Origin of the sequence: Microbacterium sufflavum, assembly GCF_023091155.1 — a bacterium.
Lineage (GTDB): Bacteria > Actinomycetota > Actinomycetes > Actinomycetales > Microbacteriaceae > Microbacterium > Microbacterium sufflavum.
In genome coordinates this window covers 2,917,115-2,929,703 of the sequence record NZ_JAHWXK010000001.1, presented here as the reverse complement: position 1 = coordinate 2,929,703, position 12,589 = coordinate 2,917,115, and the positions used below count along the sequence as shown (strand labels likewise).

At 70.5% G+C, this 12,589-nt stretch carries 13 protein-coding genes; 9 read left to right on the top strand and 4 right to left on the bottom strand.

All coding sequences use genetic code 11. From position 1 onward, the window contains the following. Together pdxY and KZC56_RS14135 are read right to left on the bottom strand one after the other, a co-directional pair. Nucleotides 1-852: a pyridoxal kinase PdxY gene (pdxY, locus tag KZC56_RS14140; protein ID WP_136033620.1), complete on the bottom strand. Its 852-nt coding sequence runs from the start codon at nt 850-852 to the stop codon at nt 1-3. Between the two features lie 46 nt (nt 853-898). Next, nucleotides 899-2,206 carry an aminotransferase class I/II-fold pyridoxal phosphate-dependent enzyme gene (locus KZC56_RS14135; protein WP_247638810.1) on the bottom strand — a complete coding sequence of 436 codons (1,308 nt, stop codon included), beginning with the start codon at nt 2,204-2,206 and terminating at the stop codon, nt 899-901. A gap of 90 nt (nt 2,207-2,296) precedes the next feature. Here KZC56_RS14135 and pdxS point away from each other — a divergent pair, with 90 nt between their 5' ends. Further along, nucleotides 2,297-3,190: a pyridoxal 5'-phosphate synthase lyase subunit PdxS gene (gene pdxS / locus KZC56_RS14130; RefSeq protein ID WP_136033624.1), complete on the top strand. Its 894-nt coding sequence runs from the start codon at nt 2,297-2,299 to the stop codon at nt 3,188-3,190. After that, nucleotides 3,180-3,791 (top strand): pyridoxal 5'-phosphate synthase glutaminase subunit PdxT, encoded by a 612-nt coding sequence (pdxT, locus tag KZC56_RS14125; RefSeq protein WP_136033626.1) that lies wholly within the window; start codon nt 3,180-3,182, stop codon nt 3,789-3,791. Before pdxS ends, pdxT begins: the two co-directional genes overlap by 11 nt. Nucleotides 3,792-3,806: 15 nt before the next feature. On the opposite strand, the gene KZC56_RS14120 is transcribed toward pdxT, so the two are convergent. Both KZC56_RS14120 and KZC56_RS14115 read right to left on the bottom strand, forming a co-directional pair. Beyond that, on the bottom strand, nt 3,807-4,730 hold the full coding sequence (locus tag KZC56_RS14120; protein ID WP_247638809.1) for a phosphotransferase: 924 nt from the start codon (nt 4,728-4,730) through the stop codon (nt 3,807-3,809). Nucleotides 4,731-4,791: 61 nt separating this feature from the next. Continuing rightward, nucleotides 4,792-6,153 carry a pyridoxal phosphate-dependent decarboxylase family protein gene (locus KZC56_RS14115; protein WP_247638808.1) on the bottom strand — a complete coding sequence of 454 codons (1,362 nt, stop codon included), beginning with the start codon at nt 6,151-6,153 and terminating at the stop codon, nt 4,792-4,794. Between the two features lie 125 nt (nt 6,154-6,278). Between KZC56_RS14115 and KZC56_RS14110 the strand changes: the two genes are divergently transcribed. The 7 genes from KZC56_RS14110 (at nt 6,279) to secF (ending at nt 12,567) form a co-directional block, all read left to right on the top strand. Further along, nucleotides 6,279-7,040, top strand: a complete 762-nt coding sequence (locus tag KZC56_RS14110) for a YebC/PmpR family DNA-binding transcriptional regulator (RefSeq protein ID WP_136033632.1) — start codon at nt 6,279-6,281, stop codon at nt 7,038-7,040. Between the two features lie 45 nt (nt 7,041-7,085). Continuing rightward, entirely contained in the window at nt 7,086-7,670 is a 585-nt protein-coding gene (gene ruvC, locus KZC56_RS14105; protein WP_136033634.1) for a crossover junction endodeoxyribonuclease RuvC, read from the top strand. 9 nt (nt 7,671-7,679) lie between these two features. Next, nucleotides 7,680-8,300 (top strand): Holliday junction branch migration protein RuvA, encoded by a 621-nt coding sequence (gene ruvA, locus KZC56_RS14100; RefSeq protein WP_136033636.1) that lies wholly within the window; start codon nt 7,680-7,682, stop codon nt 8,298-8,300. Next, nucleotides 8,293-9,318 carry a Holliday junction branch migration DNA helicase RuvB gene (gene ruvB, locus KZC56_RS14095; protein WP_247638807.1) on the top strand — a complete coding sequence of 342 codons (1,026 nt, stop codon included), beginning with the start codon at nt 8,293-8,295 and terminating at the stop codon, nt 9,316-9,318. The genes ruvA and ruvB overlap by 8 nt, the downstream gene beginning before the upstream one ends. Before the next feature lie 78 nt (nt 9,319-9,396). Continuing rightward, nucleotides 9,397-9,792 (top strand): preprotein translocase subunit YajC, encoded by a 396-nt coding sequence (locus KZC56_RS14090; protein WP_136033701.1) that lies wholly within the window; start codon nt 9,397-9,399, stop codon nt 9,790-9,792. 55 nt (nt 9,793-9,847) lie between these two features. Then, complete coding sequence (gene secD / locus KZC56_RS14085; protein WP_136033641.1) at nt 9,848-11,578, top strand: protein translocase subunit SecD; 1,731 nt, start codon at nt 9,848-9,850, stop codon at nt 11,576-11,578. Continuing rightward, nucleotides 11,578-12,567 carry a protein translocase subunit SecF gene (gene secF / locus KZC56_RS14080; RefSeq protein ID WP_136033643.1) on the top strand — a complete coding sequence of 330 codons (990 nt, stop codon included), beginning with the start codon at nt 11,578-11,580 and terminating at the stop codon, nt 12,565-12,567. The genes secD and secF overlap by 1 nt, the downstream gene beginning before the upstream one ends. Nucleotides 12,568-12,589 lie beyond the last annotated feature (22 nt).

The following is a 12,589-nucleotide window of genomic DNA, read 5'->3' as shown; positions in this document are numbered from 1 at the left end:
TCAGCGCACCTGCCGTGCGGTGAACTGCATGCGCGGGTGCGCGTAGAACTCCTGCGCCTCGATGAGCTGCAGCTCGCGCTCACCCGAGTCGAGCGTCGCCTGCAGCAGGTCGTACACGCTGGAGGCGGTGCGCTCGAGCGCGGTCTTGGCGCTGCCGGTCTCGACGTAGTGCGCCGTGAACAGGGCGGCGGTCACGTCACCGGAGCCGTTCGCCTTCATGGGGAGGTGCGGCGTCTGGACGAGCCAGGCACCGTCGCCGTCGACCGCGAGCATCTCGATGGTCCCCTCCTCGCGGTCGGGCCGCTCGACGCTCGTCACGAGCACCGTGCGGGGGCCCATGGCGCGGGCGAGGTCGACCGAGGCGAGCGTGGACTCGAGCGTGTCGGGTTCGGTCTCGGTGAGGAACCCGAGCTCGAACTGGTTGGGGGTGATGATGTCCGCCACCGGGACGACGCGCTCGCGCAGCAGGATCGGGATCGCGGGGGCGACGAAGCAGCCCGACTTCGCGTTGCCCATGACCGGGTCGCACGCGTAGACCGCGTCGGGGTTGGCGGCCTTGACGCGCGCGACCGCATCGATGATCACGTCACCGATGCCCTCGCCTCCCTGGTAGCCGCTCAGGACGGCGTCGATCTGCCCGAACACTCCGCGGTCCTCGATGCCGGTAATGACCTCGCGCACGTCGGCGGGGTCGATCAGCGGTCCGCGCCAGGCGCCGTAGCCGGTGTGGTTGGAGAAGTTCACGGTGTAGACGGGCAGCACCTCGACGCCGATGCGCTGCAGCGGGAACACCGCGGCGGAGTTGCCCACGTGCCCGTACGCCACGGCGGACTGGATGGAGAGGATCTTCATGAACGAGCGCTTTCGGTCAGGGCGGGCCGGTGCCCGCGACGGGTGGTCATCGCGCGGCCGCGACGAGGTCGGCGACGAGCGTGTCGGCTTCCGCGTCGGTGAGGTCGTGGACGGTGAGACGGAGGTGGTGGGACGGATCGGCGCGGTCGTCGAGGGAGAACTCGTCACCCGTGCGGGCGAGCCACCCCCGCCGCATCAGGTGCTCGGCGACCTCGCGTGCGGGCCGGGGGAGTCGCACCCAGAGGCTCAGCCCGTCCGGTGGCGCGGCGTCGATGCCGTGCGCGCGCAGGCGCGCCGCGAACGCGGCGTTGCGCTCCGCGTAGTGCGCACCGGCGGTCGCGACGGTGGTCATCGCATCCTCGTCGGTCAGCTGTGCCAGGGCGAGGCGCTGCAGCAGGTGGCTCACCCAGGTGGTGCCCGGGCTGAGTCGCATCGCGAGACGTTCCGCGGTGTCGGGGTCGGTCGCCGCGATCGCGAGGCACATGTCGGGTCCGAGGAACTTCGACACCGAGCGCACGAGGGCGAAGCGGCGATGGTCCTCGCTGATCAAGGACTCGTACGGGCGCTGCGACAGCAGCGAGAAGTGGTCGTCCTCGATGATCAGGACGTACGGGTGATCGGCGAGGACACCGCGCAGCTCGGCGGCGCGCTGGGCCGTGAGACCCACGCCGGTGGGGTTCTGCGCCCGCGGTGTGCAGATCACGGCCCGCACGCCGGCGTCGAGAGCCGCCCGCAGTCCGTCGACCGTCATGCCCTGGTCGTCGACGGGGACCGGGACGGCCCGATAGCCGCCGAGCCGCACCGTGTGGATGCTGGCGAGGAAGCACGGATCCTCGAGCGCCACGGCGTCATCGCGCATGAGCGCTTGGGCGAGCAGGCGCTCCACCGCATCGACCGCTCCGCTCGTCACGGTGATCCGGAAGTCCGCGTCCGGGAGGTCGGCCGCCATCCACCGGCGCGCCCACTCCTCCAGCCCCGGGTCGATCACGGGTTCACCGTAGAGCACGGGACGGCTCGCGATCGTCATCAGCGCGGCCGACGGGTCGGGGATGCGCGCGGGGTCGGGGTTGCCGGTGCCGATGTCGCGGAGCACGGTGTCGGCCGCGTAGCCCTCCTGTGCCACGGCCTCGATCCCCGCGACCGTGGTGCCGGCGCGTCCGCGCGACAGGACGAGTCCCGCCTGGGCGAGCTGGCGGTACGCGGCGACGGCGGTGTTGCGGTTGACGCCGAGGGTGGCGGCGAGCTCGCGCACCGGCGGGAGGAGGGCTCCGGGAAGCAGGATCCCGCGGTCGCGCAGGGCGCGCACGCTGTCGGCGATCTCCGCCGCGGTGCTGCCTGTGATCCGGTCGCTCATGATCCTCCTCCGCGATTCTAGGTGGGATCGGACAGTGCTACGTTTGATCTAGATCAAACCCGATTACGGATCATCCGACTGGAGCTCCCCATGTCCGAGCAGAACACCACCGGATCGTCGCGCGTCAAGCGCGGTCTCGCCGAGATGCTCAAGGGCGGCGTCATCATGGACGTCGTGACCGCCGAGCAGGCGAAGATCGCCGAGGACGCGGGCGCCGTCGCCGTCATGGCGCTCGAGCGCGTGCCGGCCGACATCCGCGCGCAGGGCGGCGTCTCGCGCATGAGCGACCCGGACATGATCGACAGCATCATCGATGCCGTGTCGATCCCGGTGATGGCGAAGGCGCGCATCGGTCACTTCGTCGAGGCGCAGGTGCTGCAGGAGCTCGGTGTCGACTACATCGACGAGTCCGAGGTGCTCTCGCCGGCCGACTACGTGAACCACATCGACAAGTTCGGCTTCACGGTGCCCTTCGTGTGCGGCGCCACGAACCTCGGCGAAGCGCTGCGACGCATCAACGAGGGGGCGGCGATGATCCGCTCGAAGGGCGAGGCCGGAACGGGCGACGTGTCCGAGGCGATGAAGCACATCCGCAAGATCCGCGGGGAGATCGCTGCGCTCACGGCTCTCCCGAAGGACGAGCTGTTCGTCGCCGCGAAGGAGCTGCAGGCGCCGTACGAGCTGGTCGCCGAGATCGCCGAGACGGGCACGCTCCCCGTCGTGCTGTTCGTGGCCGGCGGCGTCGCGACCCCCGCGGACGCCGCGATGATGATGCAGCTCGGGGCGGACGGCGTGTTCGTCGGCTCCGGCATCTTCAAGTCGGGCAACCCCGCCGAGCGCGCGAAGGCGATCGTGAAGGCCACGACGTTCTTCGACGACCCGAAGGTGATCGCCGAGGTGTCCCGCGGGCTCGGCGAGGCGATGGTCGGCATCAACGTCAGCGACCTGCCGGCGCCGCACCGGCTCGCCGAGCGTGGCTGGTAGCCCGCGGGTCGGCGTGCTCGCGCTGCAGGGCGATGTGCGCGAGCACGCCGCCCTGCTCACCCGTCTCGGCGCCCAGGTGGAGCTCGTCCGGCGCCCGGAGGAGCTGGCCGCCGTGAACGGCCTGGTGATCCCGGGTGGCGAGTCCACCGTGATCGACAAGCTGTCGCGCACGTTCGGGATGCAGGAGCCGATCCGCGACGCGATCGCCGCCGGGCTCCCGGTGCTCGGCACGTGCGCGGGGCTGATCATGCTGGCCGACACGGTCGTCGACGCGATCGAGGGCCAGCAGTCGTTCGGAGGGCTCGACGCGGTGGTCAGGCGGAACGCGTTCGGCCGTCAGGTGGAGTCGTTCGAGGCGCAGCTCGACGTGGCGGCCTTCGGTGCACCGCCGGTGTCGGCGGCGTTCATCCGCGGACCGGTCGTCGAGTCGATCGGTCCTCGTGCGACCCCGCTCGCGGCGCTACCGGACGGCCGCGTGGTGGCGGTGGAGCAGGGAGCGCTGCTGGGCCTGAGCTTCCACCCGGAGATCTCCGGCGAGACCCGCTTCCACGAGCGCTTCCTCGCCCGCGTCGAAGGCGGCCACTCCGTCGCCGCCGCCTGACCGCCGGAGGCGTCGTCACACCAGGCCGGCCAGCCACCGCAGCGCGGGACCGGCTTGCGCCCGCTGGAAGGCGCGCAAGCCGGGGAGCTGCGGAATCTCCGGCCTGCTCTGCTCGGCCCAGAGGTACGAGGCGAAGCCCGCGATGACCGGCAGCAGGTCCCTCGGAGGGGGAGCGCCGTGCTCCTCGAACACCGGGTAGGCCTGCGTGCAGGTCGGTCCGCCGCTCGCCTCGATGCTCGGCAGCACGCAGGGGAGGTCGACCCATGCGGCCCCGCGGCGCGCATGCGGCCAGTCGAGCAGGTGGGCGCGACCGTCGGCGATGAGGATGTTGTCGGCCCGGACGTCGTCGTGGACGAGGACATCTCCGCGCACGGCCCCCGCGAACTCCGCCTCCAGTTCACGCAGTCGGGGCAGCGAATCCCGGACCGACGGGGGCAGAGCGCCGCGGAGGTCGGGGGTGGCGGCGATCTCCTGCCAGCGCGTGAAACCCGGGACCATGCTCTCGTCCGCGGCCGTCAGGGTTCTCGGTGCCGGCGTGGTGCTGACGACGGCGAGGGCGTCCGCCACCGCGTGCAGGTCATCCGCTGTCCACGGGCGCCCCGGATGGCGGCCGTCGATCGCCTCGACGACCAGCACGGCACCGATGTCGTCCTGCACCGTCCCCAGCACTCGGGGCGCGACGCCGGAGGGGAGGGTCGACAGGGTGACGATCTCCTGGCGGAGGAGGCGCACCGAGTCGGCGTGCCAGTCCGCGCCCGCGGCCTTCACGAAAGCCCGACCGCCGGTCGTGACCACGGTGCCCGCGTACGTGGCGCTGAAGCCGCCGTGCGCGGGGGCGTCGGAGATGTACTCTCCGCCGATCACGTCCAGCGCCGCGGCGCGGAGGCTCTCGGGCAGGGAGGTCCACGCGGGGCGGAGGCGGTCGGCTCCTGCGGTCACACCCTGCTCCTCTCGCGCGCGATCAATGGCGGCCTCGACCGTAGCAGGCGGGCGAGTCGGGTCAGGGGAGAAGGGCGCGGATGGCGTGCACCGTGCGGTCGATGTCGTCCGCGGTCGTCGCCCACGACGACATCGAGCACCGCAGCGCGGCTCGCCCCCGCCATTCCGCTCCGGTGACGACGGCCGTGCCGTCGACCAGGATCGCGGCACCGAGCTCGCGGGTCGCCTCGTCCGTGTCGAGCCGGAACATCACCTGGGTGTAGTCGACGTCGTTGATCACCTCGATCGCGTCGAGGCCGCGCAGGCCGGAGGCCATGCGTACGGCGTTGTCGTGGAGGCGGTCGACGAGATCGGCGACCCCGGAACGCCCGAGGCTGCGCAACGCCGCGTACGCCGGCACCCCGCGGGCGCGGCGCGACAGCTCCGGCGTCATATCCCACGGGTCGAGGCCGGAGTAGACGAGGTAGTCGCCGCCGGTGCGGAACGCCGCGATCGAATCGGCGGGATCGCGGACGATCGCCATGCCGCAGTCGTACGGCACGTTCAGCGTCTTGTGTGCGTCGGTCGCCCAGGAGTCCGCGTCCTCCATGCCGGCGGTCAGATGTCGCAGCGCGGGGGAGGCGGCCGCCCACAGACCGAAGGCGCCGTCCACGTGCACCCAGGCGCCGTGTCGGCGTGCGATCGCGATCAGCGCGCGGAAATCGTCGAACGCTCCGGTATGGACCTCTCCCGCCTGCAGGCACACGATGAGCGGGCCGGATCCGCCGTCGAGGACGCGCTCGAGCTCGGCGGGGTGCATCCTGCCCTGCGCGTCGGCATCCACCACGTCGACCTCGGCGCGGCCGATCCCGAGGAACCGTGCCGCGCGGTCGATCGATCCATGACGATCGGCACCCACCACGAACCGCACCGGCGGCGCGGAGCGCAGTCCCCGTTCGGCGAGGTCCCACCCCGCCCGCGCGAGCACGGCGTTCCGTGCGGACGCGAGGCACGTGAAGTTCGCGAGCTGACCGCCCGTGACGAAGCCGACGCTGCTCGCGCACGGGAGGCCGAGCAGCTCGAGCAGCCACTGTCCTGCCACCCGCTCCATCGCGACGGTCGCCGGGGTGAGCAGGGAGGAGCCGGAGTTCTGATCCCACGCGGACACGAGCCAGTCCGCGGCGAGAGCGGCCGGATGAGTGCCGCCGATCACGAACCCGAAGAACCGTCCACCGGGGATCGCCACGAGTCCGGGCTCGGCCTTCGCCGCGATGTCCTCGACAACGGCCGCGGGGTCCTCCGCCCGCTCCGGGAGAGGCGTGCCGAACACCTGCAGCATCTCGTCGAGGCTCGCGCGCGGCCACACCGGTCGATCGTCGAGGGTGCCCAGGAACGCCTCGGCTCGACGGTGAGCGGCGTCGAGAGCACGCTCCCGGTCGCCCATGCGGTCAGTCTCCCACCGCCGCAGCGCCCCGACAAGGCACTGTGCCGCCGGGTGTTCCGCGGTGTTCCTTTAGAATGGACGACGCCCTGGACACGCGCCGGGGCCCTGACGACGAGCGGAGACTTATGTCCGGGCATTCCAAGTGGGCCACGACCAAGCACAAGAAGGCCGTCATCGACGCGCGCCGTGCCAAGTCCTGGGCCAAGCTCATCAAGAACATCGAGGTCGCGGCCAAGCTCGGCGGCGCCGACCTGCAGGGCAACCCGACCCTGTTCGACGCGGTCCTCAAGGCCAAGAAGACCTCCGTCCCGAAGGACAACATCGACCGGGCGATCAAGCGCGGTGCGGGCATCGGCGGCGAGGCCGTCGAGTACACCTCGATCATGTACGAGGGGTACGGCCCCAACGGTGTGGCGCTCATGATCGAGTGTCTGACCGACAACAAGAACCGTGCCGCCGCCGAGGTGCGCACCGCGCTGAGCCGCAACGGGGGCACGCTCGCCGACCCCGGCAGCGTCGCGTACAACTTCAGTCGCAAGGGCGTCATCGTGGTCGGGTCGGAGGGCACGACCGAGGACGACGTGATGATGGCCGCGCTCGAGGCGGGGGCCGAGGAGATCGAGCCGCACGCCGAGGGCTTCGAGGTCATCACCGAGGCGAGCGACCTGGTCGCCGTGCGCAGTGCGCTGCAGGAGGCGGGCATCGAGTACGAGTCGGCCGACGTCGAGTTCGTGCCGAACCTCAAGGTCGAGATCGACGCCGACACGGCCCGCAAGGTGTTCCGACTGATCGACGCGCTGGAGGACAGCGAGGACGTGCAGAACGTCTTCAGCAACTTCGACCTGTCGGCCGAGGTCCAGGCGGAGCTCGAGAACGACGACGCGTAGGCGCGGCTGACCTCGATGGGCACGTTCCGCGCCTAGCCTGGGACGGTGACGTCGACCATCCGCGTGCTGGGCATCGACCCGGGACTCACCCGCTGCGGTGTCGGGATCGTCGACGTCGACCGGGCCCGCCGGGGCACCCTCGTGCACGTCGGTGTGATCCGCTCGGCGATCGATGCGCCGATCGGCGAGCGACTCGCGGTCGTCGCCGCCGGGATCCGCGAGGCGATCGCCCAGCACCGCCCTGACGCGGTCGCGGTCGAGCGCGTCTTCGCGCAACAGAACAGCCACACGGTGATGGGCACGGCGCAGGCGAGCGGGGTCGCGCTCCTCATCGCCGCCGAGTCAGGGCTTCCCGCGGCGACCCACACGCCCAGCGAGGTCAAGGCGGCCGTCACGGGCTACGGCTCCGCCGACAAGAGGCAGGTGCAGGCGATGATCGCCCGCATCCTGCGTCTGGATGCGCCGCCGCAGCCGGCGGACGCCGCGGACGCTCTCGCGATCGCCCTGTGTCACGCCTGGCGCCGCGGGGCACCCCGCGCCGGCGGTGCGGCGGGCGGACTGACCCCCGCGCAGCGGGCCTGGGCGGACGCGGAGCGTGTCGCTCGAACATATGTGCGAGCGACCTCCTAGGCTGGGAGGATGATCTCCTCTCTGCACGGCACCGTGCTGCACACGACGCCGGACCAGGTCGTCATCGACGTGGGTGGCGTGGGCTTCGCGGTCGCCGTCCCCGCCGATGTCGCGCACACGGCGACGGTGGGGGAGAAGCTGCGCCTGCACACGAGCCTGATCGTGCGCGAGGACGCCCTCTCGCTCTTCGGCTTCGCCGATCGGGCGGAGCTGGAGATCTTCACGCTGCTGCTCAGCGTGACGGGCGTGGGGCCGAAGTCGGCGCTGGGCGTGCTGTCGCATCTGACGACGGACCAGATCGCCGAGGCCGTCACCGCCGAGGACGACGCCCCGTTCCGGCGTGTGTCCGGCATCGGGCCCAAGACGGCCAAGCTCATCGTGGTGCAGCTCGCGGGGAAGGTGCACGCCGTTGCCGCCCCGGCCGCGACGCAGGCCTCGGGGGGGAGTGACATCGTGTCGCAGGTCGCCGCCGCGCTCGTGGGTCTCGGGTGGTCGGAGAAGGTGGCCGCCGAGGCGGCGACCGAGACCGCTGCCGCGGCGACCGAAGCCGAGCGGGCGTCGGTCGCGTCGCTGCTGCGGCGCACGCTCGCCCTGCTCGGCCCGGCGCAGGGAGGATCGGCGCGTGTCTGACCCGCTCGACCCGACCGAGCCCACCGACGAGTCGGAGCTCGCGATCGAGGGCGCGCTGCGCCCCTCCAGCCTCGGCGACTTCGTGGGCCAGCAGAAGGTGCGCGGCCAACTCCAGTTGCTGCTCGAGGCCGCGCGCCTGCAGTCCCGACCCGCCGATCACATCCTGCTCGCGGGTCCTCCGGGACTCGGCAAGACCACGCTCGCGATGATCGTCGCCCACGAGAGCGAGCGTCCGCTCCGTATGTCCAGCGGCCCCGCGATCCAGCACGCGGGAGATCTCGCGGCTCTGCTGTCGAGCCTGATGCCGGGCGAGGTGCTGTTCATCGACGAGATCCATCGCATGGCCCGCTCCGCGGAGGAGATGCTCTACCTCGCGATGGAGGACTACCGCATCGACATCATGGTGGGCAAGGGTGCGGGCGCCACGAGCATCCCCCTGGAGCTGTCGCCGTTCACCCTGGTCGGGGCGACGACGCGCTCGGGCCTGCTGCCCAATCCGCTCCGCGACCGCTTCGGGTTCACCGGCCATCTCGAGTTCTACGAGGAGGGCGAGCTCGAGCAGGTCATCGCGCGTTCCGCGTCGGTGCTGGGGGTCGGGCTTCCGACCGACGCCCTCTCCGAGATCGCGCGCCGATCTCGAGGAACCCCCCGAATCGCCAACCGCCTGCTGCGCCGCGTGCGCGACTACGCGCTGGTGCACGGCGGCGGTGCGGCGACGCTGCACGACGTGCGGGCGGCGCTGGAGCTCTATGACGTCGACGCGATCGGTCTCGACCGGCTGGACCGAGCGGTGCTCGACGCGCTCGTCCGGCGTTTCCGCGGGGGACCGGTGGGTCTCAGCACCCTCGCGGTCGCGGTGGGCGAGGAGGCCGAGACCGTGGAGAGCGTGGTCGAGCCGTACCTCGTCCGCATCGGATTCCTGGGGCGCACGCCGCGCGGACGGGTCGCGACACCCGAGGCGTATGCGCACCTCGGGGTGGCGCACCCCGACGGGATGCTCACGCTGGATGACCTATAATCGCTGAAGGCTTCCCCCGATACCTCTGTGCGCCCAATGGCTGGTGCGTGCACCTGAGAAAGGCGCTTCCCCATGCCCATGGAATTCGTGCTCTTCGGCCTCCTGGCCGTGCTCCTGATCTTCATGATCTTCAACACGCGCAAGCGGACGAGGCAGATGAAGGCCGAGCAGGAGGAGAAGGCCACCAAGACGGTTCCCGGCGCCAAGGTCCTGCTGCAGGGCGGCATCTACGGCACGATCGTGGCGTTCGACCCGGACGACCTGGACGCGCCGGCCCTGGTGGAGATCGCTCCGGGCACCGTCATCGAGGTGCACAGCCAGGCGATCCTCCGCATCGTCGAGCCGAAGGACGCTATCGTTGAGGCGCCCGTGGACGGCGTGGATGACCGCATCGTCGACGAGCCCGCCGCCCCCACGACGGAGACGCCGGAGGAGACCCGCGCCCGTCTCGAACGGGACGCCGACGACAAGTAAGACAGCGGCCGTCGTGGCCGCTCGGATCATCGTCCTCCCAGAAAGCTGAACACACGTGGCTTCATCTTCACCTGTCCGTCACGCCTGGCGGGTCCTCCTCGGCCTGCTCCTCGTGACGGGCGTGCTCTTCGGCATCAACGCGCTGGGTGTGTACGTCTTCAAGCAGAGTTCGTGGGCGCCGGAACTGGCGCTCGACCTGCAGGGCGGCACGCAGATCATCCTCAGCGCCGAGACCGAGGACGGCGCAGCGCCGTCGCAGGAGCAGCTCGACCAGGCCGCGGCGATCATCCGCCAGCGCGTGGATGCCTCGGGTGTCGCCGAGGCCGACATCACCACGGAGGGCGGCCGCAACATCGTCGTCCAGATCCCGGGTGAGGCCGACGAGCAGACCAGGGAGCGCATCCAGTCCAGCGCGCAGCTCGAGTTCCGTCCGGTCCTGTACACGACCGCGGCGAGCACCGAGTTCGTGGGCGACGACGGCAACTCCACGCCGTTCCCGAGCCCCGACCCCGGCCTGAACGCCACTCCGACGGCGGAGCCGACCGACGCGAGCGATCTGTCGTGGGTGACCGAGAAGCTGGCAGCGGAGTTCCAGGCCTACGACTGCGCCAACCCCGACAACGATCCGTCGCGTGCGCCGAAGGACGAGCCGGTCATCGCCTGCTCCCCGGACGACACCCAGAAGTTCCTCCTCGGCCCGATGGAGCTCGACGGACGCGCGATCACCGACGCGTCGGCAGGCCGCGACCCCAAGAGCGGCGCCTGGATCGTGCAGCTCACGATGAACGGCGATGGCGCAGACGCGTTCGGCAAGGTCAGCACGCGCCTCAACCAGAACCGCATCGACGGTCTGTCGCCCCGCGACCAGTTCGCGTTCGTGCTCGACGGCGACGTGATCAGTGCGCCGCGGATGAACGGCGTGATCCTCGACGGCCGGCCCAGCATCTCCGGCAGCTTCACTCAGGAGAGCGCGACGACGCTCGCGGATCAGCTCAAGTTCGGTGCGCTGCCGTTGAGCTTCGAGGTGCAGAGCTCCGACACGATCTCCGCGACCCTCGGCACGCAGCAGCTCCAGATCGGGCTCATCGCGGGTCTGATCGGTCTGGCGCTGGTCGCGGTCTACTCCTTGCTGTCGTACCGCGCTCTCGGGACGGTGATCATCGCGTCGATCGCGGTGATGGCGGTGCTGACGTACATCGTGATCTGCATCCTCGCGTGGCGCATCGGGTTCCGCCTGTCGCTCGCGGGCGTCGCGGGTCTGATCGTGTCGATCGGTTTCACGGCCGACTCGTTCATCGTCTACTTCGAGCGGATCCGAGACGAGCTGCGCGACGGCAAGTCGATCACGGCGGCGGTCGAGGACGGGTGGGGTCGCGCGAAGCGCACGATCTACATCTCGAAGTCGATCAACATCCTCGCGGCCGTCGTGCTCTACATCCTCGCGGACTCCACGGTGAAGGGCTTCGCGTTCACGCTCGGCCTGACGACCGTCATCGACGTGATGATCTTCGTCATCTTCACCCATCCGGTGATGCAGCTCCTCGCGCGGACGCGCTTCTTCGGCGGCGGCCACAAGCTCTCCGGACTCGACCCGGCGGCACTCGGGGCCGTGTACCGGAGCCGGTCGCAGTACCGCGAGGTGGCGACGGCATCGGCGGGTCGCGGCGCGAAGAACGCCCGCTCACGCGGTGAGGCGGACCGCCGTCAGACCATCGCAGAGCGCAAGCGTGCCGAGGCCCTCGCCGCGGAGAAACAGACCAAGGGCGGAAGCGAGGGAGACGCCTGATGGCTTCCATGAACGAGTTCGGTAACAACCTCTACACGGGAAAGACCTCCTTCCCGTTCGTCGGACGCCGTCGGCTGTGGTTCATCATCGCGATCGCGCTGGTCGTGGGATCCGCGCTCGTGCCGCTGTTCCGTCCCATCCAGTTCTCGATCGAATTCACGGGCGGGTCGCAGTTCACGGTGAACGCCCCGGCCACGCTGAATCAGGACACCGCGAGCGAGGCCGTGCAGTCCGTGGTGCCCGGCGCCGCGACCAAGGTCGTCATCGTGAACGATCAGGACATCCGGGTCCAGACCGACCAGATGACGGCGGCGGAGACGCAGCAGGTCGCCGGCGCTCTCGCCGACGCGTACGAGGTGGAGCCCGACGCGGTGACCTCCTCGTTCATCGGTCCCGCGTGGGGTGAGAGCGTGACGCGGCAGTCCCTGTGGGGTCTGGCGATCTTCCTCGCGCTGACTTTCCTGATCCTGGCGATCTACTTCCGCACCTGGAAGATGTCGGCCGCAGCGATCATCGGGCTGCTCGACGTGCTCGTGATCACGGTGGGCGTGTACGCCCTGGCCGGTTTCGAGATCTCCCCGGCGGCGGTGATCGGGTTCCTCACGATCCTGGCGTACTCGCTCTACGACACCACCGTGGTGTTCGACAAGATCCGGGAGAACACGACGGAGGACGGGGAGAAGACCGCGCGCCTGTTCGGCGAGTCGGTCAACCTCGCGGTGAACCAGACGCTGATCCGATCGATCAACACCTCGGTCGTGGCGGCGCTCCCGGTGGGCGCGATCCTGTTCATCGGTGCGTTCTGGCTGGGTGCAGAGACGCTGACCGACATCTCGCTCTCGATCTTCGTCGGCATCCTCGTGGCGACCTACTCGACGCTGTTCGTCGCGGCACCCCTCTACTCGCTGTTCCGCGAGAACGAGCCGCAGATCAAGGAGCGCGACGCCCGCATCCGTGCGGCGCGCGAGAAGGCGGCCGTCGAGGCCTGACGCCCCCGCTGCGCGGGGCTCG

Coding starts and splice junctions, on each gene's coding strand:
- ruvA (WP_136033636.1), top strand. CDS start 7,680: ATGATCTCCTCTCTGCACGGCACCGTGCTGCACACGACGCCGGACCAG.
- KZC56_RS14135 (WP_247638810.1), bottom strand. CDS start 2,206: ATGAGCGACCGGATCACAGGCAGCACCGCGGCGGAGATCGCCGACAGC.
- pdxS (WP_136033624.1), top strand. CDS start 2,297: ATGTCCGAGCAGAACACCACCGGATCGTCGCGCGTCAAGCGCGGTCTC.
- pdxY (WP_136033620.1), bottom strand. CDS start 852: ATGAAGATCCTCTCCATCCAGTCCGCCGTGGCGTACGGGCACGTGGGC.
- KZC56_RS14115 (WP_247638808.1), bottom strand. CDS start 6,153: ATGGGCGACCGGGAGCGTGCTCTCGACGCCGCTCACCGTCGAGCCGAG.
- KZC56_RS14090 (WP_136033701.1), top strand. CDS start 9,397: ATGGAATTCGTGCTCTTCGGCCTCCTGGCCGTGCTCCTGATCTTCATG.
- secF (WP_136033643.1), top strand. CDS start 11,578: ATGGCTTCCATGAACGAGTTCGGTAACAACCTCTACACGGGAAAGACC.
- KZC56_RS14110 (WP_136033632.1), top strand. CDS start 6,279: ATGTCCGGGCATTCCAAGTGGGCCACGACCAAGCACAAGAAGGCCGTC.